Raw genomic sequence first — 21,976 nt, 5'->3', positions numbered from 1 at the left:
GCGAGCATGGCGCAGAGCAAGGACTTCTACGCCGTCCTCGGCGTGTCGGCGTCGGCGTCGCAGGACGAGATCAAGAAGCAATACCGCAAGCTGGCCAAGAAATTTCACCCGGATACGAATCAGGGTGATGCGAAGGCGGCGGAGCGCTTCAAGGAGATCTCGGAAGCGTACACGGTGCTGGGCGATGAGGCCAAGCGGAAACAATACGACGAGATGCGTCGGTTAGGCGCCTTCCAGGGGTTCGGCGGCGGCGGGCCGGCCGGGACGGCGCGCCGCGGGCCGCCGCCGGGCGCGGGCGGGGCGCCCAACACGGGCGGCATCCACTTCGAAGATTTCGACATCGGCGGGTTGGGCGGGTTAGGCGAAATGTTCGCGTCGATGTTCGGCGGCGGCGGCCGTCAGGGCGCGGCGCGCAGCCGGCAGGCGGAGCGCGGGCAGAACGTCGAGGTGTCGGTCGAGGTGCCGTTCCGCGTCGCGGCGTTAGGCGGCAAGGTGCCGGTGACGCTCGAGGTGAACGAGGAGTGTCCGACCTGCCACGGCTCGGGCGCGGCGCCCGGCGCCTCGTTCAAGATCTGTCCCGAGTGCAACGGGCGCGGCGTGGTCTCGTTCGGCCAGGGCGGCTTCGCGGTGAACCGGCCGTGCCCCATGTGCCTGGGCCGCGGGCAGATCCCCACCGAGCGCTGTCCGACGTGCAACGGCGCCGGCGAGACGCGGGCGCGCCGGACGGTGAACATCACGGTGCCGCCGGGCACGGACACGGGGACGCGCGTCCGCTTGACGGGCCAGGGTGGGAAGGGCGTGAACGGCGGTCCGCCGGGCGACCTCCTGATCACGTTCCAGGTGGGCGCGGACCGGTTTTTCGGACGCGAAGGACTGGACGTAATCGCGCGCGTGCCGCTCAACATCGCGCAGGCAACGTTAGGCAGCAAGGTGCGGCTCAAGACGCTGGAGGGGAAGTGGGTCAAGCTCACGATCCCCAAGGGCACGCCATCGGGCAAGCGGTTTCGCGTCCGCGCTCAGGGCATCGAGAAGAACGGCGAGCACGGCGACCTGATCGTCGAGGTGTCGATCGTGGTCCCGGAAAAGCTGTCGCCGGAGCAGGAGGACATGCTCAAGCAGTTCGCGGCGGCGGGCGGACTGAAGTACTAGGACGGACAAGTCCGGACACTGCCGGACACCACCCGGCCTACGCGGCGAGCACCGGCAGGGTCGGACGCGCGGCGCGGGAGGCGGCGATCAGGCCGCCGCCTAACACGCGATCCCCATCGAACAGCACCAGCGACTGGCCGGGTGTGATGGCTGCGACCGGCTCGTCGAGCGCGAGCTCGATCTCGCCGTCGTCCAGCCGCACGATCTCGGCCGGAGCCGCTGGCGCGCGGTGCCGCACCTGCACCTGAACGTGGGCGCCGACGGCGGGCGGCGCGTCGACCAGCCAGTTCAGATCGCGCGCGATCACGCCGCGGCCCAACAACTCGGCGCGGGGGCCGATCACCACTTCGCGCGTCGCCGGGCGAATCGCGACCACGTACAGCGGCTCCCGCGAGCCGCCGGGAAGCCCGCGGCGCTGGCCCACCGTGAACCGCGCGTAGCCATCGTGTTCGCCTAACGCGCGGCCGGCGGAATCCACGAACGGGCCGCGCGCCAGCGCCGGCGCGTCCGCGGCCAGGTGCCGCGCCAGCACGCGCGCGTGATCGCCATCGGGAACGAAGCAGATGTCCTGGCTCTCGCGCTTCTCGGCCACGACCTCGAGGCCTAACGAGTGGGCGCGCCGCCGCGTCTCCGCCTTGGTGAGCGCCCCAACCGGCAGGAGCATCCGGCGCACCACCGCCCGGTCGATGCCCCACAGGAAATAGCTCTGGTCCTTGGCGCGATCCGCGCCGCGCAGCAGCTCGCCGGCCTCGGCGCGCGCGTAGTGCCCCGTGGCGATCCAGTCGCAGTCCAGCGCGTCCGCCTTCCGGAGCAGGTCGCGGAATTTGGTGAACGTGTTGCAGCGAACGCATGGAATCGGCGTGCGCCCCGCCGCGTACTCGCTGACGAAGTTCTCGATCACATCCCGGCCGAAGGCGCTCTCGAGGTTGAGCACGTAGTGCGGGATGCCGATGCGCTCGCAGACGCGCCGCGCGTCATCGATCGAGTCGAGCGAACAGCACGGGCGGTCGGGAACGTCGTCGCCGTAGCAGAAGAGCTTCATCGTCGCCCCGATCACCTCGTAGCCCTGCTCGACGAGCGTGGCCGCGGCAACCGACGAGTCGACGCCTCCGGACATGGCCGCCAGCACGCGGCCCCGCGCCGCCGGCATCAGGCCACCGCGTCCGCGAGGCGGCGCGCCTTGGTGACGAGCGCCGGGAACAGCTCGGCGACGCGGTCGATGCACGCGTCGGTGGTGAGCGAGCCGAGGCTCATGCGGACGGCGGACACCGCCAGCTCGCGCGGTACGCCTAACGCAGCCAGGACGTGCGACGGGTCGACGCTCCCGCTCGTGCACGCCGAGCCCGACGAGCAGGCGACGCCGGCCAGGTCGAGCGCCATGAGCATCGACTCGCTGTCCGTGCCCGGCACCGACACGCTCAGGATGTGCGGCGCACGCGGTCCGCCGCCGCCGTTCACCACCAGGTCGGGAATGCGCGCCAGCAGCGCACGCTCGAGCCGGTCGCGCAGCGCGCCTAACCGGCGCATCTCGTCCGCGCGCTCGGCCACGGCCAGCTCGGCGGCACGCGCCAGGCCGATCGCGGCGGCCACGTTCTCCGTCCCCGGGCGAAGGCCGCGGTTCTGCGATCCACCGTGCAGCAACGGCTCGCACGGCGTCCCCTGCCGCACGTACAACCCGCCGATTCCCTTGGGCGCCCCGATTTTGTGGCCGGAGAACGTGAGCAGATCGAACGGGACCGTCCGCGCGTCGATCGCCAACTTGCCGAACGCCTGCACCGCGTCGGTGTGGAAGAGCACGCCGCGCGCCTTCGCCGCCGCGGCGAGCGCCGGGACGTCCTGCACGACGCCGATCTCGTTGTTCACCCACATTACGGAGCATACGGCGACGTCGGATCGGACGAGCGCGTCGAACGACGCGCGGTCCACCACGCCCTGGTGCGACACGCCGAGGATCCGCTCTTCGGCGCCCTGGGCGTGCGCGAAGTGCACCGCGCCTAACACAGCCTTGTGCTCGATCGGCGTCGTGACCACCGCGCGCTTGCCCGATGCGTGCAGGGCCAGGAAGGGCCCGACGATGGCGGCGTTGTCCCCTTCGGTGCCGCCCGAGGTGAAGAACACTTCCGACGGCTGGCCGCCGAGGCAGTGAGCCAGACGATCGCGCGCATCGTCGAGCGCCGCGCGGGCGTCGCGTCCCCATCGATGCGTGCTCGAGGGATTGCCGAAGCGCGGGCCGTAAAACGGCTCCATGGCCTCGAACACCTCGCGCCGCACCGGCGTGGTGGCCGCGTGATCGAGATAGATGGGCTGGGGCATTCTCCAAGTTAGCGAATTCGAGCCGGTCTTGCCCGCCCTCGGGGCGCCCTCCTAGCCGAGCCACTCACCGGGCGTTTGCCCGGTGATTTCCTTGAAGTCGTCGATGAAATGGGGCTGGTCGTAGTAGCCGAGATCGTACGCAATCGCGCCCCAATTCACGTTGTGTGGATGCGCCATCCGGGCTGCGTTTGCGCGGCCGAGCGCTGCACGGGCGCGAACGACGCGCGCGAACATTTTGGGAGTCAGGCCGACGTGCGCCGCGAATTGCCGCGCCAGCTGCTGACGGGTGACGCCGATCTCGCCGGCCAACGCGGCGACCCTGAGGTTGCCGTCGGATTGGACGATGCGGCGCACGGCGGCGAGCACGGAGCGTGACACCGCGGATCCGCGGGCGAGGCGTTGTCGCACGATGTCGAAGGCGATGGCGACGCATTGGGCATCGCTCGCTGCAGCGAGTGCATCGACGTGCTCGGCCGCCTCCGGCACGAGCAGCTCGTATTCCACGTTCTGGTCGGTGAGGTCCGATGCGGGAAGGCGAAATGCCGACTGGGCGTACCCTGGCGCGAGACGAACGCCCACGTACAAACGAGGGTGCGGACCGTGCACGAGAATCGGTCGCGTCATGGCGCCCACGACGGTCGCACTCGCGACATTGCCATCGTCCACCACGAACAGGACGTCGCAGCACCCGTCGGGCAGCACGCGATGCACGGCGACATCGACGCCGCCGCTGACGCGACGTGTCCACGCGCAGACGACGACAGCGGCGAGGTCCGGAGGCGGCGCATGCTCGACGTATCCTTCCGGCACGCCGCTCTCGTTCACGTGGGGTTCCATTTTTCCAAGACGCTCAGGCGGTTCCCAGCCAGATTGATTGCATCACGCGAACTGAGAGAGATGACCATGCCCAACGTTACCAAGAAGTTGACGCCCGTGCTCATGGTGGACGCGATCGAACCGTGCCTGCCGCTGTGGACGGAGCGCCTGGGTTGGACCAAGACAGTGGAGGTGCCGGAAGGCGATCGTCTGGGGTTCGTGATTCTGGAGAAAGATGGTGTCGAGGTGATGTACCAGACCTGGGCGAGCATCGAAAACGATTTGGGTACGAGGCCGGTGCGGCCGGCGGGGACGTCGGTGGGGTTGTTCATCGAGGTGTCGGACCTGGATGAGGTCGAGCGCCAGATTGCGGGGGAGCCGGTGGTGCTGCCGCGCCGCCGGACGTTCTATGGGATGGACGAAATCGGGATCAGGGAGGCCGGCGGCCACACCATGGTATTCGCCCAACGGGCGGGCTGAGGCGGCGCGCCGCGCCTAACGCAGCGGCGTGCGGTCGTCAGGCCGAAGCGCGGCGCGCACCGGCGCGGCGTCGAGTCCGATCACCTTGAGCGGCAGCGCGACGAGATCGTAGTCGCCGTCGCGCACGTCGCGGAGATCGAGGTTCTCGAGGTTGTACCCGCCGCCGGCGAACAGCGCGTGGTGCACCTCGAGGGCCGTGCTGTGCCGCGCATCCACCGACGGTGCGTCCACTCCCAGGAGGCGGAGCCCCTGGGCGAGAAGCGCTTCGATCTGGCGAACGGTGAGCGCCGGCCAGTCGGCGGGGAACGCACCGCCGGCGATCGACGCGCCGGTATGGAGCAGCAGGCGCTCGACACGCCTGTCCGAAAGCGTATCGAGCCGGTCGAGGGAGCAGACCACGGCGGGCCCCGCAAAGACGTCGACCGGCAATGCATCGGACGGCGGCCAGGCGTCGTGCACGTGGAGCGGGGCATCGGCGTGCGTGCCCACGTGCGGACTCGTCGTGACCGCCGACAGGTTGACCGTGTCGCCGCGGGCGACCTGCTGGGTCCAGCGGCAGGAGTACGGTGTGTCGCCGGGCCATTCGGGCGTGCCCGGGCCTAACGCAATGCTGATGTCGTGCCAGCGCCCCGTCATCCGCGGGCGGCGGGCGGGGCACCGAAAAAGCGCGCGCGCACGTCCCACAACACCGGGAAGAATCGCTGCGACACCGTGCGGGCGAGGTACCGCGCGCCTAACGTGCCGCCGGTGCCGCTCGTGCCCGGGCCGATGATGCGCTCCACCAGTTGGACGTGCAGGAACCGCCAGCGCGCGAACCCCTGCTCGTACTCGAGCAATTCCTCGGCGAGGAGAAAGAGCTCCGAGGGCGTTCCGTCGCCGTAGACCTGTTCGAGCGTGCGTCCGCGGCGTTCGAGCAGGCGCTCGAACAACGACTGCAGGGTTGGCCGGTCGAGCCAGCGCTGCACCACAGCCGGCGGCGGCCCATGCTCGGAAATGGCCTGGACGAAGTGCGCGTCGCGCAAGCCCGACGCGGCTTCGATGGCGCGGAATTGCGCGCTCTGCGACCCGCTCGAGCTGCCGAGGTACCCGCGAAATTGTGCGAAGCGCTGGGGCGGTAGCGTGTCGAGTGCGGAGAGCTGATCGGCCACGATGCGCACGAGCGCATTGAGACGCTTCACGACCATCATCGCCGCCGACACGTCGGCAGCGTCGAACGCTCCCACGAGGGCATCCAGCTCGTGCAGGATGACCTTGAACCAGAGCTCGCTCGCCTGGTGCACGACGATGAACAGCAGCTCGTCCGGATGTTCCGGTTCGGAGAGCGGGCGCTGCAGGCCGAGCAGCTCATCGAGGGCCAGGTAGCTGCCGTAGCTGGCCGCTTCCTCCTTATGCCTAACGGTACGCGGCGTCAAAAGGTGGATACCTCCAGCGTGGTCACGTCATCGACGCGCATGGTTTCGGCGGTGTAGAACGGCTCGCCGTAGCGCACCCGAATGAGCGAGCCGTAATGGGCCGCCTGATGCCTGACGATCTCGATCAACGGCTCTCCGTTCGGGTACACCTCGCCCGCTTGGCGCACGCCGGCGAACTGCGATTCGTATTGGCGCACCGCCTCGAGCTTCCGCTCGAACACATCCGAAATGTCGACGACAAACGTAGGCTTGATGTAGTCCTCTCGAAACGAGAGGCAGTGAATCACCTTGTGCGGACGGTGTGCCGGCACACCCGGCTCGACTTTAGCGAGCCCCGCGATGAAACATGCATCGCGCACCAGCTCGGCTGTAACACGGTGGTCCGGGTGACGGCCGCGCTCCGATGGCGCGATGACGATGCGCGGCGTGAATTGACGGATCGCTTTCGCGACGGCGATGCGTGTCGCCGGTGTGTTGACGATCGCCGCGTCGGGAAATCCGAGGTTGACGCGCGCGCTCACACCGAGGATTTCCGCGGCGCGGCTGGCTTCTTGTGCGCGCACCTCCGCTGTGCCGCGGGTGCCGGTCTCGCCCTGCGACAGATCGATGATCGCCGTCGGGTGGCCGAGTGACTGCGATTTGAGGAGTGTGCCGCCACAGGTGAGCTCGATGTCATCGCGGTGCGCGGCGATGGCGAGCACATCGACATGTGTCATGGCGCAGAATATATCGCGCGTCGAGCCCCAAGCGAGTCGATGAGGTCGTCAGTCGCGGAACCATCTTCGGAGCCGGCGAATATGCCTGTCGTTGGTCCCGAGGAACGCGGCGCTGTCGAGCACAACCGCTCGCGCGGCGTGCGTTCCTCACAGCAGAGGAGGCCACGTGCGTGCATTTCATCTCGTCAGTCTCGGGATTGCCGGCGTCGCGCTCGCGTGCGGCGGCAGCGGCAGCAGTTCGATGAACGGCGTCACGAATCCACCGCCACCGTCGAACGGTGTGAACATCACGATCGCCGACTTCAAGTTCTCGCCGGCGGTGGACACGGTGAAGGTGGGGACGACGGTGCAATGGGTGAATGACGGTCCATCGGAGCACAGCACGACGAGCGACACGGGTTTGTGGAACTCGGGCGGGCTGGTACCATCGGGCGGGACCGGTTCGTACGCCGCGAGCACGGGCGGTTCGACGTTCCAGTTCACGTTCACGCAGGCGGGATCGTTCAGCTATCACTGCATGTTCCATCCGCCGTCGCAGTATCCGTCGTTCGTCGGGACGATCGTCGTGATGCCGTGACGGTCGCGGCGCCGACGCCTAACGGCCAGCCGGACCGATCGCGCGCCGGCTGGCCGTTTCGCGTCCGTTCCGGCGATCGTTAGGCGCGGCGCAGCGGTGCGCCGGGCCGGTCATTCGTACCGCAATGCCTCCACCGGATCGAGCCGCGCCGCCCGGTTGGCCGGCAGCAACCCGAACACCACCCCGATGCCGACCGACACGACCACGGCCACGAGCGTGTAGAGCATCGGGGTGGTCGCCTCGATCCGCATGGCGGCCGTGGCGATCCGCCCGAAGCCTAACCCGAAGAGAATGCCGACCAGACCGCCGATCCCGGTGAGCGTGGACGCCTCGACGAGGAACTGAAGCAGAATATCGAGCCGCGTGGCACCGAGCGCCTTCCGAACGCCGATCTCGCGCGTGCGGTCGGTGACCGACACCATCATGATCGCCATGACGCCGATACCGCCGACGAGCAGCGCCACGGCCGAGAGAACGATCATGACGAGAAAGAACACACCCGTCAGCTTGTTGAACGTGTCGAGGATCTGATCCTGCGTGAGCAGGTCGAACGAGTTGGGCTCGGCCGGCCGGAGATGCCGCATGCGGCGCAGGGCCACCATCACCGTTTCTTCGGCATCGGCCACAGTGACGTTAGGCTGCGGCTTGACGACGATCCAGAGCGCGTTCGTGCGGTCGAACGGCAGCTGGTGGTCGAGCATCGCGAACGGCACGATCGCGCCCGTGGACTGGCCGGGCGGATTGAAGATGTTGCCGGGCGGCACATAGATGCCGATCACGCGCGCCGGGCGTCCGCCGATGTCGACCAGCTTGCCGAGCGGATCCACGCGGCCGAATAGGGTCCGCGCCATGTCCTGTTCGATGACCGCGACCGCGCTGCCGCTCGCCAATTCCGGTCGCGTGAACCAGCGTCCTTCGGACAAGTCGCCGCCCTGAATCTCGGTAAATCGATTGTCGGCGCCGAAGATCGCCACGTTTTGCGTGCGCGTACCCTGGTAAGACATGCGCGCCTGCGCCTGTCCCCAGATGCCGGCGTACGCGATCCCGGGCAGTTGCCGCACGCGATCGGCTTCCGCGGGTTTGATCTCCGGCCGATCGCGAATCTCCGGCGGAGGATTGCCCGGGTTGACCGGATTCTTCGATCGGGTGACGTAGAACGTCGTTGGGCCGGCGATCTCGATGGTGTGCACGATCTGCTGCCGGACGCCCTGGACGATGGCCGCCATCGCCATCACGGTCGCGACGCCGATGACGACGCCGAGGATCGTGAGGCCGCTGCGCAGCTTGCTCACGCGCAGGGTGTCGATCGCGATCGCGATGTTCTCGCTGAGGCGTTCGGCCGCTCTCATTCGGCCCGCAGCGCGTTGATGGGGTCGAGGCGCGCCGCGCGGCTGGCCGGGTAGACGCCGAACAACACCCCGATGCCGGCGCCTAACGCAATGGCGACGGCCACCGACCAGCCGGTGACGCGCGCCGGCAGCGGCGACGCGCTGGCGATGATGAAGGCGAGCCCCCAGCCCGACGCGACGCCGAAGAGCCCGCCTAATGTGGCCAGGGCGACGGCCTCGGCCAGGAACTGCCGCCGGATGTCCCGCTGCCGCGCGCCCACGGACTTGCGGATCCCGATCTCGTGCGTCCGCTCGTTCACCGCCATGAGCATGATGTTCATGATCACGATGCCGCCCACGACGATGCCGATCGCAACCACGGCCGGGATGACGCTGAACAGCACCCGCGTCAGGTTGCGCCAGAAGTCCACCAACGCGTCGGCCGTCTCGACAGTGAAATCGTCGGGTTGGGCCGGGCGCAGGTGGTGCGCAATGCGCATCGCTTCCTCCGCCGCCGCCATGCCCGCCGGGATGGACTCCGCGTTCGGCATCTTGACTGAAATGGTGGTCGTGTTGCGCCGGCCATAGAGGAGCTCGAAGCTCGTGATCGGCATGATCACGAACGAGTCGAATGACTGGCCGAGCACGCGGCCTTTCGGCGCGATCGTGCCGATGACCGTGAACCGCGCGCCCATGATGCGCAGGCTATGCCCAACCGGGTTGGCATCGCCGAACAACTTCTCGGCGACGTCGGCGCCGATGGCGATCACCTGGCGCCGCTCGCGCACATCGACGTCGGTGATCGGGCTGCCGCTCGTGAAGCGGTAATCCTGGACGGTCTGGTACGGCGCGGTGACGCCGAAGACGAACACGTTGTCGAGCGAGCGGCCGTGCCAGACCAGTTGCGCCGCGGGCGTCGGAAAGCCGCTCTGCAGCGCGACGGCGTCGGCGCCCGGCACGGCGCGCGACACCACCGCCGCGTCGGCCATGGTGATCTTGGGCCGCCGCTCGATGATGCGCAGCTCGTCGTCGGTGAAGAGGCCGATCTTGATCGGAATCCGGCGCACCTGGAACGTGTTCACGCCGACGATCGCGTCGGCCACATTCTCTTTGACGTAGGCGTTCATCCCCTGAATGATCGCGACCACGGCCACGAGAAAGCCGACGGACACGATGATGCCTAACAAGGTGAAGAACGACCGCAGCTTGTTCGCCCGGATCTGCCCGAGCGCGGTGCGCAGGACGTCGGCGAGATTCACCGATGCAACATAACGTTTTCTATTTCGTTTTCACTTCGATCACGCCATCCGGGTAGCCTGTGCCGTGCCGCATGCTCGCCTCGCCCGCCGAGTAGAAACGGATCTCGTCGACATCCGAGGCGGCGATGCGGTGCAGCGACTCCACCGTGCCGAACTGGGAGCCGTTCACGAATACGATGATGCCGGGATCGGAGTTGTTGAACGTCGTTTGACCGTGGGTGACCAGCATGTTCGGGCGAAGATTGCGGACCGCATCGTAGGCGTCGGTCTCGTGGGAGTTTTCGATCTCCGCGGCCGTGATGAGGTTGGAGTCGCGGCCGCCACCGGTGTGGGGGCCGCCGGCCGTCGCGCAGGCCGAGAATGCGAGTACGAGGGAGCAGGCGACGACGCGAGCGCGCATGGAACCTCCAGAAAGGGTGGGCGCCGTGGCTTTGCCCAACAGGGTTAGTCACGGCCGGCTACTATCATAGCGTTCGGCGGGCGCGCTGAACAGCCGGGGCCGTCGCCCCGCCCTCGATCGGCGGCGCCCCGTACAAACCATCCTGGCCGACTGGGTGTCAAAGTGCTATAGTCGTTTTGACTATACCAGAGAGCCCCCGATGCCGCCGCCTCCCAAAGCTGGGCCCGAGCCCGAATCGCTCCTGCCGCTCAAGTCCGTCGACACGCTCATCCTCACGATGCTCGCGGCGGGGGATCGGCACGGCTACGGCATCCGGCAAGACATCCTCGCGCACTCGAACGGAACGATCGAGCTCGAGGCGGGCAACCTGTACCGCCACATGCGCCGTCTGGAATCGAAAGGGCTGATCGAAGAAGCGCCGGAAAAGCGTGAGGCCGAAGGCGATGAACGCCGCATCTACCATCGATTGACGCCGTTTGGCCATCGCGTCCTGGCCGCCGAGATGCTGCGATTGCGAGCGCTGGTGCGGTTGGCCGTCGCGCGGCAGATCATCGCGCCGGGGCGCGCGTGACGCGCACGCCGAACGAGCGCACGCCGGTGCGTGTCCCGCGCGCGTGGCGCTGGCTCATCCGGCTGCTGCCGCGCGAGTTCCGCGCGCGCTATGGCGCCGCGATCGCCGTGTTCCACCGCGACCGCCTCATCGATGCGCGCGACTCGGCCGAGCGGCCGTTTCGCGTGTGGCTCCGCGGCGCGCTCGATCTCGTGTCGTTGGTGGTCATCGAACGATGGCGCTCGGTGGCCGCGCGCCGATCCAGGCGCGTGGCCCCATCACCCGTACCGCGGATGTCCGCGGAGGACCGGATGTCGATCATCCTGCACGAGGCCGCGCAGGCCGTCCGCTCGCTGCGCCGGAGCGTCGCGTTCACGGCGGCGGCCATCGTCACCCTTGCGTTAGGCATCGGGTCGACGACCGCGATCTTCAGCGTGGTCCGCTCGGTGCTCCTCGCGCCGCTGCCGTTCCCCGATGCCGGACGGGTCGTGGAGCCCGACTCCCGCAAAATCGGCACCGATGAAGTTTGGTCCGTCACCTACGCCGACTTCATGGACTGGCGCGACCAGCACGTCTTCTCGTCCGTGGCCGTGTACCGGCCGCAGGACATGGATCTCACCGGCCCCAGCGAGCCGATCCGTGTGTCGGCCGCGGCGGTGAGCCCGCAGTTCTTCGCCGCGCTCGGCGTCAGGCAAGAGTTAGGCAGAGGGCTGCGCGCGTCGGACTACGCGCCGGATGCGGGATATCCGGTGGTCATCTCCGATCGCCTCTGGCGCGGCCAGTTCGGCGCGCGGCCCGATATCATCGGCCACACGGTCGAGATCAACGCGATCAAGCAGACCGTGGTCGGCGTGCTGCCGCGCGACGCGCGATGGCCGATCGACGTCGATCTGTGGATGCCGCTACACATCGTGTCGGAGCTCGGTCCCGACCTGCAGCGACGCGACAACTTCATCTTCGGGGCAGTCGCGCGCCTCGCACCGGGCGCGACCCTCGGGAGCACGCGCGCCGTCATGGCGACGCTCGCCGCGCGCGCGGCCGCCCAGCATCCGGATATCCGCGGTGGTGTGACGACCGTTCCGATCCCGATCAGCCAGGCGATTCTCGGCTCATCGACGCCGCGCACCTTGTGGCTCCTGTTGGGCGCCGTGTCGCTGCTCTTGCTCATCGGCTGTGTGAACGTGGCCAACCTGCTGCTGGCACGTGCCGCGGCGCGCCAGCGCGAGCTCGCGGTGCGCGTGGCGTTGGGCGCGAGCCGCTGGCGGCTCGTGAGACAGAGCCTCGTCGAGAGCGGCGCGCTCGGGTTGGCCGGCGGTCTGTTCGGCGTTGCCGTTGCGATCTGGATGGTCAAAGGTCTCGTGGCCATCGCGCCGCCCGACGTGCCGCGCATCGAAGCGGCATCGCTGGATCGGTTGACGCTGGGCTTTGCCGTCGCGATTTCGGCCGGCGTGTCCCTGCTGTTCGGGCTGGCGCCCGCGCTGCACGCCGTGCGGCAGCGGAGCCACGTCGTGATGGGTGAGAGCGGCGAGCGGACCAGTGCCGGCCGCGGCAGCGCCAGGACACGCCGGATCCTGGTCACGGCGGAACTGGCGCTGTCGGTGATCCTGCTGGTCGGCGCCGGGCTCGCGGTGCGGAGCATCGAGCATCTGCGCCGCGTCGACCCCGGGTTCGACCGGCAGCACGTCCTCACCGCATCGATCGCCCTGCCCGGCATCAAGTACGACACGCCGGACAAAGTGGTGGGGTTCTTGTACCAGCTCCGCGAGCGGCTGGCGTCGGCGGCCGGCATCGAGGCGGCCGGCATCGCCAGCGCCAGTCCGTTAGGCGGAGGCGGATTCTACCTGGGCCGCGAGATGGTGGCCGAGGGACGCGATCCGGTGCCGGCCAACGAGGTGTCGGTCAACTGGAACGTCGCCACGCCGGGGTATTTCGCCGCCCTGGGCCTCCCGCTGGTAACGGGCCGCGACTTTCGCCTGACTGACGACACCGCGGCGCCGCCGGTGATGATCGTCAACCAGACGTTCGCCAAGCGGATGTTCGGCACGGAGAATCCGATCGGCCGGCGCGCCATGTCCTCGCGCGACGAAAGGGTCGAGCGCGAGATCATCGGCGTGGTCCGCGACGTCAAGTATTACGGCGCCGCCGATTCGAGCCGATCGTTGGTGTGGGTGCCGTACGCGCAGCACAACGCCTGGCATCAAGGAATCGTGACGGTGCGCGCTCGCGGGGGAGCGAGAGACGCACTCGACGTCGTCCGGCGCGAGCTGCACGCCATGGATCCCAACATCGCGCTCGCCAATGTCAGTACCATGGACGAAGTGATGAGCCGCTCCATGGCCGGCGACAGCCTCATCGCGATTTTGCTCGGAACCTTCGCGAGCATTGCGCTGCTGCTCGCGGCCACGGGCGTGTTCGGCGTGCTGTCGTACGCGGTGGCCCAACGCACGAGGGAGATCGGCATCCGACTGGCGCTCGGCGCCCGGCCGAAGGATGTGCGCCGCCTCGTGGCCCGGGAAACCGCACCCATGGTGTGTGCCGGGGTCGTCATCGGCCTCGCCGCGGCGTTCGCGTTGGCGCGTCTGGCCCGGTCGATGTGGTACGAGGTCGGGCCTAACGATCCGCTCACCTTCGCCGGCGTGGCGATCGCGCTCGGCGTCGTCGCCGTCATTGCTGCCGCGGTGCCGGCGCGCCGGGCGGCTCGCGTGGATCCCGTGATCGCGATCCGGAACGAGTAGTGTTCGCCGGCGCGCCTGCTCGCCGGTCGCCGGGAATCGCGGCGGTCTACTCGGGCCCGGCTATCTGGCGCGCAGCGCCTGAAGGGCGTCGAGCCGGGCGGCGCGGAGTCCCGGCGGGGCGCCGAAGGCAGCGCCGCCGGCGATCGTTAGGCACACGGCGGTGAGCCCGGCGGCCGCGCTCACCGCGGCGGGAATCGGCGTCGTGCCGGCGAGGAGCATCGCGATCACGCGTCCGGCGGCGAGCCCGGCGGCGCCGCCAATGGTCGCGAGCGTCGTCGACTCGGCTACCGTCTCGAGCAGGATGGCGGCACGTGTGGCGCCGAGCACTTTACGCAGGCCGATTTCGGGCGTGCGGTCGCGCACGCTGCGCATCATGACGGCGGCGAGTGCGAGGCCGGCCAGCGTCAGGCCAATGGCGGCGAGCTCGCGGGTGGTGATGCGCGAGACGAACGGGACGATGCGGGCGCCGGCCCGCAGGCGATCGGCGCCGGCGACGACGACGCGCGGCGCGTTGCCGGACCGCCGATCGCTTCCGAGCCGGGCAGCCACCGCGCGCTCGGCGTCGTCGACGGCGACGCCATCGCGCGCACGGACGACGATATCGGTCCACTCGGGTGAGGCGCCGAGCAGACGGCGCACGGTCTCGATCGGCACAACGGCATGAAAGCCGGGCGCCGTGTCGTGGTACACGCCGATGACGCGGAACCGGCGATGGGCGAGGTAAATCCGCGTGCCTAACGGGCTGCCGGGGTGCGCGACGCGCGCAGCGAGGCGGTCGCCGAGCGCCACCACGGGGGCCGCGCGCGCATTTTCATCGGCGCTGAACCAGCGGCCGCGCAACAGGTCGGCGTCGGCGAGCACGGGTCCGGCGCTGTCGTAGCCATCGACAATCGCCCCGATATCCGCGTGCGCGTCGTCGCCCACGGGCAGCCGCACCGCCTGGTGGGCCGCTGCGCCCGCGACCTGGGGCAGGGCGCCAACCGCGCGCGCGTCCTCGTTGCCTAACGGGGCGCCGCCGCCCGCGAGCCACGGATAGACCACGAATCCGCGGGCGCCGTCGCGGGCCGCGTCATCCCGGGCGCGCACGGCCGCGCCGCGCGTCGCGGCGCCGGCGACCAACGCGGCGCACACGTTCGCGGCTACGATCACGAGCAGGAGCGTCGTGCGGAGCGTCCTCGCCTGCAGCGCGTCGATGGCGCTCGTCGCGCCCTCGGCCATCAGTGCCAGAAACGGGAATCGACGATCGCGCATGCGCGTTGCCGGGCGGCGGTCGCCAGGCGCTCCTACTCGTAGCGGAGTGCTTCGACCGGATCGAGCCGGGCTGCGCGATAGGCCGGGAACAGCCCGAACAAGATCCCGGTGAGCGCGGCCGCCGCCAACGCCAGCACGATCGCCAGCGGCGGGATCGACGCCTTGATCGACGTGTTCGCGCGGATGACGTACGTGAGCGCGCCGCCGACCACCAACCCGGCGACGGCGCCGATCATGGTGAGCGTGGCCGCCTCGACCAGGAACTGCCAGAGGATCGTGCCGCGCGTCGCGCCTAACGCCTTCCGGACGCCGATTTCGCGCGTGCGTTCGGTGACGCTGATCATCATGATCGCGATCACGCCGACGCCGCCGACCATGAGACCGATGGCCGACAGGCCGATCATGAACGAGAAGAACTTGCCGACGATGTCGTTGTACAGCTCCATCACCTTTTCCGGCGTGCTCACGAAGAACGTGTTGTCCTGGGCCGGCTTGAGCTGGCGGCGAATGCGCAGCGCCGCGATCGCCTGGTCCATGGCAACGTCCTGCGGAACGCCATCACGCGGCTTGACCGTGAGATCCAGCCAGCGGATGCCGAAGCGCAGCTTCCGATACGCGGCTTCGAAGGGCACCGTGGCCTTGGGCTCGTCGGCGTCATCGAAGAGGCTTCCCGTCTGGTCCCAGATGCCGATCACCCGGAACGGATTGGCGCCGATCATGATCTCCTTGCCGATCGCCTGCGCATTCTCCAGGTCGGGGAAGAGCTGCTTGCGCAGGGCGACGTTCATCACGACCACTGCCGATGCGTCTGTGTTCTCGCCCTGTGTGAAATTGCGGCCCGCGACCATGTCGCCGCCGTTCACTTCCGTCCAGTCGGCCGTGTAGGCATCCACCCGTGCCGAGGGCAGGTTGTTGCCGCGGTACTTCACCTGCGCCGACGAGCCGACGTGCACGATCACGCTCTGGATGCCGGGCTGACGCTGGATCACGTGCGCGTCGTCGAGGCTCAGCGGCTCGTTGTGACGCCACGGGCAGCTATCGGCCGAGCCGTTGCACGAGTTGATCGCAGCCGGCCAACGTGTCACGAAGAACGTCGTTGGGCCTGCGGCCGCGAGACTGGCCGACACGCCGGAATTGATGCCCTGCACGGTGGCCGACATGCCGGTGACCACGAACACGCCGACGGCGATGCCGAGGATGGTCAGAGCGGCGCGCACCTTGTTGACGCGAATGGAGTCGAACGCGATGGCGATGCCTTCGGACAGCATCTTGAGCCGGTCGAGGATCTTCACGGCGTCACTCCGCCCGCAGCGCGACGATCGGGTCGAGCCGCGAGGCGCGGCTGGCCGGATAGATGCCGGCGCCGATGCCCACGCCGCCGCCTAACGCAAGCGCCACGACGATGGACCAGGGCGCGACGCCGGACGGCAGGTTGAACGCGGACGACAGAATCTGGGAGAGCCCGAATCCCAGCCCGATGCCGATCGCCGCGCCGGCGATGCTGAGCGTCGTGGCCTCGGCCAGGAACTGCGCCATCACGTCGCGCCGCCGCGCGCCTAACGACTTGCGAATCCCGATCTCTCGCGTCCGCTCGGCCACCGCGACGAGCATGATGTTCATGATCACGATGCCGCCCACCACGAGGCCGATCGCCGGCAGGAAGATGCCCGCGCCCACCAGGTAGCCCCGGATCTTGTCCCACGCGCTCAGCGCCGACGCCGATGTCTCCACGACGAAGTCGTTCTCCTGCGACGGATGCAGCTTGTGCCGCTGGCGCATGACTTCGGTGACCGTCTCCTGGATCTCGTCCATGGCCGCCGGCGACGGCGCCTGCACGAGCACGCCGGCCAGGTTGACGCGCGCTCCGGTGAAGCGCTGCATGGCCGAGTGAAACGGCGCATACACCACGCGGTCCAGCGGCTGCCCGAACACCGTGCCCTGCTTGTCGAGCACGCCGATCACGCGGAACGGCAGCCCGCCGATTTTGATGTCGCGCCCGATCGGGTCGATGTTCGGGAAGTAATACTGCTGCGCCTCGATGCCGATCACCGCGACGGGGAGGCCTAACTGCTCCTCCTCCTCGTTGTAGATGCGGCCTTCGGTGACCTTGAGGTTCTTGATCGCGAACAGCTGCGGCGTGGCTGCGTGGGCCAGCAATTGCGGCCCGCCGTTCGTGTATTTGCTCTCGGCGTTGACCCAGCGCATGTCATCGATTGCCCAACCGGCGCCCGGCGGGAGCGCGTCGCGCACGGCGTAGGCGTCGGCGATCGTGATCGGCGGGCGGCGCATCCACATGCGCCACATCGCCTCGGTGACGTTGCCGGTCTGGAAATTGGGGAAGCTGCGCAGCGTGGCCGTGTTCACGCCCAGGAACTTGCCGGCCACCGCGTTGGTCACGTAGTTCGACATGCCCTGGACGATCGACACGACGGCGATGAGGAACATCACGCCGATGGTCACGCCTAACAGCGTGAAGAAGCTCTTCAGCTTCTGCACACGGATCTGCGCCAGCGCGAGACGCACCGCCTCGTACAGCGGCACGCGCTACTTCTCCAGCCGCTTGACGAAGTGCTCGCGGCGCTCGTCGGACGAGATGCGGCCGTCGCGCAGCACCACGACGCGCCGCGCGTGCGACGCGATGTCGGGTTCGTGCGTGACCATGATCACCGTCTGCCCCGCGCCGGCGAGCTCCTCGAACACGCGCATGATTTCTTCCGACGTCGCCGAGTCGAGGTTGCCGGTCGGCTCGTCGGCGAGGAGGATCGCGGGGCGATTCACCAACGCGCGCGCGATGGCCACGCGCTGCCGCTGGCCGCCGGACAGTTCGTTAGGCCGGTGGTCCATGCGGTCCTTGAGCTGCACCCGCTCCAGCGCTTCCACGGCTCGCTTCTTCCGCTCCGCCGACCCGACGCCGGCGTACACGAGCGGCAGCTCCACGTTGTGCAGCGCGGTCGCCCGCGGCAGCAGGTTGAACGTCTGGAACACGAAACCGATCTCGCGGTTGCGCACCCGCGCCAGCGCATCGTCCTTCATGTCCGATACGAGCGAGCCGTTGAGCCAGTATTCGCCGGAGGTCGGCGTGTCGAGGCAGCCCACCAGATTCATCAGCGTCGACTTGCCGGAGCCCGATGGACCCATGATGGCCACGTACTCGTTGCGCCGAACGGCCAGATCGACCCCGCGCAGCGCGCGCACGATTTCGCCGCCCATGTCGTAGTCGCGCGTGATCCCGCGCGTCACGATCACCCAGTCCTGACCCGGGACCGCCCCCGCGTTCCCGACCACGGCCTGCCGCTCACCGGTGGTGCTGAGCGGGATCTCGCGTACGTCAGCGCTCACGCGCCACTCTCCTTTTTCGCCTTCGTCGTGTCCGTCTTGGTTTCCTTCACCTGCATGCCCTCCTTGAGGTCGCGGATGGCCTGATAGCTGCCGGCGACGATGTTGTCGCCTTGGTTCAAGCCGCTGAGCACCTCGAAGTATTCCTCACCCGCCACGCCGACCTTGACCGGACGGAAGACGACCTTGTTGTCCTTGCCGATCACGAACACGCCTTCGACGTCCTGCTGGCCCACCTGCTTCGCCGGCTGGCGGCCGCCCATGGCGAGCTGAGCGGTGTCGCCTAACGTCGTGTCCTGGTGCTGGCGCACGGTCAGCGCGATGATCGGAATGCTCAACACGTTCTTGCGCGTGTCGGTGATGATCTTCGCGGTCGCCGAGAAATCCGGCCGCGTATCGGGCGGCGGATTGAGCAGCTGCACCTTCACGTAGTAATCAACGGCTTGGTCCCCCGTAGTGCTGGCCGTGGTCGTCGCCGTGGGGTCGGTGAGCGAGCTGTTGGCGATCTCGACCACCTTCCCGACGAACGTCGTGTCCGGGAACGCGTCGATCTCGACCTGGGCCGAGTCGCCCACCTGGATGCGCGCCACGTCGGTTTCGTCGACCTTGACCTTGGTCTCGAGCGCCTTCATGTCGCTGATCGTTAGGAGCAGCGCCGCGTCCTTGTTGAACTCGCCCTGGATCGCCGTTTCACCCTGCTGCACGTTGAGACGCGTCACCTGGCCGCTCATCGGCGCGACGATGGTCGTCTTCGAGAGACTTGCCTGCGCGTTCTTGAGTCCGGCCTCGGCCTGATCCACGGCGTGTTGCGCGGAGTTGTAGAGCGCCTCGTTCACATCGACGGCGGTGCTCAACTGCTCCATCGTGTCGTCGGACACGAAGGTGGGATTCTGTTTCTTGATTTCCTGCGATCGGCGGAGCGCGCTCTGCGACTGCTCGAGGTTTGCCTTGGCGCGCATGAGGTCGGCGCGCGAGCTCGCGACGGCCGCCGCCTGCTGCTGGACCGCTGCCTCATAGGTTGCCGGGTCGATCTGCAACAGGAACTGACCTTTCTTGACGATGTCGCCTTCCTTCACGGCGAGCTTGACGATGCGACCGCTCACGTCGGAGGAGATGTCAGCCTTGGTTTTTGGTTCGACCTGGCCGCTGGCGGTGACGGACGCCACGAGGTCGCGCCGTTGCACTTTCTCTTCGCGGACCTCCGTCGGTTTGTTCCCGCGCGTCGCCGCCGCGAGCACGAGCACGCCGGCAACGATCGCGACAAGCACACCGGCAACGCCTAACTTCGCCCCTTTAGTCATGGGTGTCCCTGTTAACGCAGTGGGTGGCCCACCGCGCCTTCGAGCGCGGCGAACGCCTTGTGGTACTGGTAGATCGCGTTGATGCGGTCGTTCTCTGCCGTGGAATACGTCGCCTGAGCGTCGGCGATGTCGAGATAGGTGGCCGCGCCCGCCTTGTACTTGACTTCGGCGAGATCGAGTTGCTGCCGGGCTTGCGCCGCGTTCTGCTCTTGGAGCGCGACAGTTTGCACCTGCGCCTGCAACGTCAGATACGCTGCTGTGACGTCAGCAGTGAGCTGCAACTCCTGGGCTTTCGCCTTGTAGTCAGCGTCGTTTCTCGTGGCCTCAGCCTGCTCCACGGCCTGCTCGCGATGGAAATTGTCGAAGATGGGAAGTGACAGTGTGGCCGTGACCGACAACGGCTGCTTGGAGAAATTGAACGGGAACTGGCTGTTGTCGGCGCGGATCTTCGCGATCCTCTCTGGAGTCACCGGGCCGCACCCGAGGCTCGGAAGACCGGTGCGAACGCGGAGTGAGTCCTCGGAAAAACAACCCGCCGCATTCTGCATGGCCTGTCCGATGAGTACGTTTGGGTTCGCAAATTGGTCGGTAAATCCCGAGATCCCTGTTGTCACCTGCAGCGATGGGAAATACGAGCTTCGCGCCGATTTCACGTCGAACGATGCCACGTCGGTGCGCACCTTGAGCGCGTTGAGCGTCGGATTCTGCAGCCGAGCAAGCGCGAGCACCGAGTCGAGGCCGAACTTTGGCGGCTCGACGGTGAACTGCGACGTGAGCTGAACGTTTTGCGGTTCGGGCACGCCCATTTCCTGGAACAGCCGAAGCTTGTCGACATCGACTTGATTCTTCGCCTGGATGGCAGCTACCTGTGCCTGTCCGAGCGTGACCTGCGCCTTCGACACATCCAACTGCGTTCCCGATCCAACGGCCACTTTCGCTTTCGCGAGATCGAGCTGCAGCTGTGCTTGCGCGATGAGCGTGTCTTGCAGCGTCACTTTCGCTTGGTCCTGCAGAACGGTCAGATAATCCTGGGTTACGGTCGTTTGCACATTTATTTCTGAGCCCCGAATGTCCGCGTCGGCGGCGCGAACGTTTGCGTTCTGCCGGCTCGGACCGACAAGCGTCGCCCAACTGAGGTTGTACGTCAGGCCGATCGCATAGAACGACTGATACACGTCAGACTGCGTCGCGAACTGCACCGAGTTGATAGGTGCCTCGCCGGCTTTGGTGTAGTTGCCGCTGAGCTGCGCGTCCAAGCGGGGGAGGAGCTGTCCGTACGCGTTCATGCGCAGGGCAGTCGCGCTCGAACGATCGTTCACAACCGATAGATGGATCGGGTTGTGGTGCACTGCCAGCGAGACGGCCTGTTCGACCGTCAAAACCGGAGCACTCGTCGAGTCAGCCGCCTGCGTGCGCGCGATGTGCGGGAAGACCGCCGGGATGGCCGCGCAAAGCGCCGCCGCGACGAGCTTGCTGAGTTGCATCGTGGAATCCTTTTGAGCGGTGTCTGGCTGTCTTACGGGTCGCTGGATTTCTGGGTTTCAGGTGCGCAAACGGCGAGCGCCCTGTCTCGCAGGGGCGCTCGCCACGTCCTACCGATTGTACGCGCCGCCGAAATCTAGTGAGGGAGTTGGTCGCGCTGAATCACCAGGCTGCGCGAATCGATCGACACCTTGAGCACGTGGCCCGTCGCGTCGACCCAGACGTTCTGCGAGCCGCCGGCGGGCTCCGTCAGCACGAGGTGACGTGCTGTTACCGGCCGCCCCGCGATCGTGATCGTCTCATCCGCGTCCCACTTTGCGCGCAGCACCTGCTGCTCGGCGCGCTGCGGGATGATGACGGGGATCGCTCCGCCCGCGGCGCCCAACTTCTGCGCACGCTGCGCGACGAAATAGTACTGGTGAAACACGTCGTCGTCCAACAGCACCGCGTTGTCCGCCGCGATGAACTCGCGCGTGGATTCGCCCTTCGCGGTGCGCACCTGCGTGCTGAAGCGATCGCGTCCCGCGATTCCCTTGAGTCGCTCGAGCACGTCGTCGCCTTTGCGCACTTCCAGTTGGTACTTGATCGGCGCAAAGTCGGCATCGGCTTGCAAGGCAGGAACGAGGCGTCGTCCATCGAGGTCGATCGACCCGTTGGCCACGTACGCGTCGGCAGCGCCGAGGCCCGTTCGCCGAATGGTGAACGTTTCTCTGCCGCTCCGGGCGCCGTTTCGCGTAATCGTGAAGCTGCCTTCGTCGATGACGGATACCTGAGCGGCCGCGCCGGAGGGCATCGGCACGGCGAGCGCGGTAAGGCACAAGAAGCCGAGGGTGCGCATTGTCACAACAAAGTACCCCGAAGGCGGGAGGAG

General features: G+C 67.8%; 21 protein-coding genes. 5 read left to right on the top strand and 16 right to left on the bottom strand.

Features of this window, described 5'->3' with window-relative positions:
• The first annotated feature begins 6 nt into the window (after positions 1-6).
• Entirely contained in the window at positions 7-1,149 is a 1,143-nt protein-coding gene (gene dnaJ, locus VFW04_08600) for a molecular chaperone DnaJ (protein ID HEX5179374.1), read from the top strand.
• 37 nt (positions 1,150-1,186) lie between these two features.
• Here the strand turns inward: dnaJ and mnmA are convergent, their stop codons facing one another.
• Genes mnmA through VFW04_08585 form a run of 3 tightly spaced genes read right to left on the bottom strand, consistent with a single transcriptional unit; the run spans position 1,187 to position 4,299 of the window.
• Positions 1,187-2,299 (bottom strand): tRNA 2-thiouridine(34) synthase MnmA, encoded by a 1,113-nt coding sequence (mnmA, locus tag VFW04_08595; protein ID HEX5179373.1) that lies wholly within the window; start codon positions 2,297-2,299, stop codon positions 1,187-1,189.
• Positions 2,299-3,462, bottom strand: coding sequence for a cysteine desulfurase family protein (locus tag VFW04_08590; protein HEX5179372.1), 1,164 nt, complete (start codon positions 3,460-3,462; stop codon positions 2,299-2,301). The genes mnmA and VFW04_08590 overlap by 1 nt, the downstream gene beginning before the upstream one ends.
• A gap of 51 nt (positions 3,463-3,513) precedes the next feature.
• A complete protein-coding gene (locus VFW04_08585; GenBank protein HEX5179371.1) occupies positions 3,514-4,299 on the bottom strand; it encodes a helix-turn-helix transcriptional regulator in 786 nt (261 codons plus the stop codon).
• Positions 4,300-4,365: 66 nt separating this feature from the next.
• Here VFW04_08585 and VFW04_08580 point away from each other — a divergent pair, with 66 nt between their 5' ends.
• A complete protein-coding gene (locus VFW04_08580) occupies positions 4,366-4,758 on the top strand; it encodes a hypothetical protein (GenBank protein HEX5179370.1) in 393 nt (130 codons plus the stop codon).
• 15 nt (positions 4,759-4,773) lie between these two features.
• On the opposite strand, the gene VFW04_08575 is transcribed toward VFW04_08580, so the two are convergent.
• From VFW04_08575 to bshB1, 3 genes are read right to left on the bottom strand one after another with little or no spacing between them, the layout of a single operon-like run.
• Positions 4,774-5,394, bottom strand: coding sequence for a cyclase family protein (locus VFW04_08575; protein HEX5179369.1), 621 nt, complete (start codon positions 5,392-5,394; stop codon positions 4,774-4,776).
• Positions 5,391-6,170: a tryptophan 2,3-dioxygenase family protein gene (locus VFW04_08570; GenBank protein HEX5179368.1), complete on the bottom strand. Its 780-nt coding sequence runs from the start codon at positions 6,168-6,170 to the stop codon at positions 5,391-5,393. Before VFW04_08570 ends, VFW04_08575 begins: the two co-directional genes overlap by 4 nt.
• A complete protein-coding gene (gene bshB1 / locus VFW04_08565; protein ID HEX5179367.1) occupies positions 6,167-6,886 on the bottom strand; it encodes a bacillithiol biosynthesis deacetylase BshB1 in 720 nt (239 codons plus the stop codon). The genes VFW04_08570 and bshB1 overlap by 4 nt, the downstream gene beginning before the upstream one ends.
• 166 nt (positions 6,887-7,052) lie before the next feature.
• Here bshB1 and VFW04_08560 point away from each other — a divergent pair, with 166 nt between their 5' ends.
• A complete protein-coding gene (locus tag VFW04_08560) occupies positions 7,053-7,463 on the top strand; it encodes a plastocyanin/azurin family copper-binding protein (GenBank protein HEX5179366.1) in 411 nt (136 codons plus the stop codon).
• A 110-nt stretch (positions 7,464-7,573) separates the two neighbouring features.
• On the opposite strand, the gene VFW04_08555 is transcribed toward VFW04_08560, so the two are convergent.
• The 3 genes from VFW04_08555 to VFW04_08545 are packed head-to-tail and all read right to left on the bottom strand — an operon-like array spanning position 7,574 to position 10,450.
• Positions 7,574-8,812 carry an ABC transporter permease gene (locus tag VFW04_08555; GenBank protein ID HEX5179365.1) on the bottom strand — a complete coding sequence of 413 codons (1,239 nt, stop codon included), beginning with the start codon at positions 8,810-8,812 and terminating at the stop codon, positions 7,574-7,576.
• The gene (locus VFW04_08550; GenBank protein HEX5179364.1) at positions 8,809-10,050 is read right to left on the bottom strand and encodes an ABC transporter permease; all 1,242 of its coding nucleotides are present in this window, start codon (positions 10,048-10,050) and stop codon (positions 8,809-8,811) included. The genes VFW04_08555 and VFW04_08550 overlap by 4 nt, the downstream gene beginning before the upstream one ends.
• A 19-nt stretch (positions 10,051-10,069) precedes the next feature.
• The gene (locus VFW04_08545; protein ID HEX5179363.1) at positions 10,070-10,450 is read right to left on the bottom strand and encodes a hypothetical protein; all 381 of its coding nucleotides are present in this window, start codon (positions 10,448-10,450) and stop codon (positions 10,070-10,072) included.
• Positions 10,451-10,649: 199 nt separating this feature from the next.
• Here VFW04_08545 and VFW04_08540 point away from each other — a divergent pair, with 199 nt between their 5' ends.
• Positions 10,650-11,021 carry a helix-turn-helix transcriptional regulator gene (locus VFW04_08540; GenBank protein HEX5179362.1) on the top strand — a complete coding sequence of 124 codons (372 nt, stop codon included), beginning with the start codon at positions 10,650-10,652 and terminating at the stop codon, positions 11,019-11,021.
• Positions 11,018-13,735 carry an ABC transporter permease gene (locus VFW04_08535; GenBank protein HEX5179361.1) on the top strand — a complete coding sequence of 906 codons (2,718 nt, stop codon included), beginning with the start codon at positions 11,018-11,020 and terminating at the stop codon, positions 13,733-13,735. Before VFW04_08540 ends, VFW04_08535 begins: the two co-directional genes overlap by 4 nt.
• 60 nt (positions 13,736-13,795) lie before the next feature.
• Here the strand turns inward: VFW04_08535 and VFW04_08530 are convergent, their stop codons facing one another.
• From VFW04_08530 to VFW04_08500, 7 genes are all read right to left on the bottom strand, one after another.
• Positions 13,796-14,986, bottom strand: a complete 1,191-nt coding sequence (locus tag VFW04_08530; GenBank protein ID HEX5179360.1) for an ABC transporter permease — start codon at positions 14,984-14,986, stop codon at positions 13,796-13,798.
• Between the two features lie 32 nt (positions 14,987-15,018).
• Positions 15,019-16,278 carry an ABC transporter permease gene (locus VFW04_08525; GenBank protein HEX5179359.1) on the bottom strand — a complete coding sequence of 420 codons (1,260 nt, stop codon included), beginning with the start codon at positions 16,276-16,278 and terminating at the stop codon, positions 15,019-15,021.
• 4 nt (positions 16,279-16,282) lie between these two features.
• A complete protein-coding gene (locus tag VFW04_08520; protein HEX5179358.1) occupies positions 16,283-17,527 on the bottom strand; it encodes an ABC transporter permease in 1,245 nt (414 codons plus the stop codon).
• A gap of 3 nt (positions 17,528-17,530) precedes the next feature.
• The gene (locus tag VFW04_08515; GenBank protein HEX5179357.1) at positions 17,531-18,325 is read right to left on the bottom strand and encodes an ABC transporter ATP-binding protein; all 795 of its coding nucleotides are present in this window, start codon (positions 18,323-18,325) and stop codon (positions 17,531-17,533) included.
• A complete protein-coding gene (locus VFW04_08510) occupies positions 18,322-19,623 on the bottom strand; it encodes an efflux RND transporter periplasmic adaptor subunit (GenBank protein ID HEX5179356.1) in 1,302 nt (433 codons plus the stop codon). The genes VFW04_08515 and VFW04_08510 overlap by 4 nt, the downstream gene beginning before the upstream one ends.
• An 11-nt stretch (positions 19,624-19,634) precedes the next feature.
• Positions 19,635-21,107, bottom strand: a complete 1,473-nt coding sequence (locus VFW04_08505; GenBank protein ID HEX5179355.1) for a TolC family protein — start codon at positions 21,105-21,107, stop codon at positions 19,635-19,637.
• Between the two features lie 134 nt (positions 21,108-21,241).
• Positions 21,242-21,949: a hypothetical protein gene (locus tag VFW04_08500; GenBank protein HEX5179354.1), complete on the bottom strand. Its 708-nt coding sequence runs from the start codon at positions 21,947-21,949 to the stop codon at positions 21,242-21,244.
• Positions 21,950-21,976 lie beyond the last annotated feature (27 nt).

It is taken from the genome of Gemmatimonadaceae bacterium (assembly GCA_036273715.1).
Taxonomy (GTDB): domain Bacteria; phylum Gemmatimonadota; class Gemmatimonadetes; order Gemmatimonadales; family Gemmatimonadaceae; genus JADGGM01.
The sequence above is the reverse complement of the archived record's forward strand: the minus strand, read 5'-3'. Positions and strand labels throughout refer to the sequence as shown.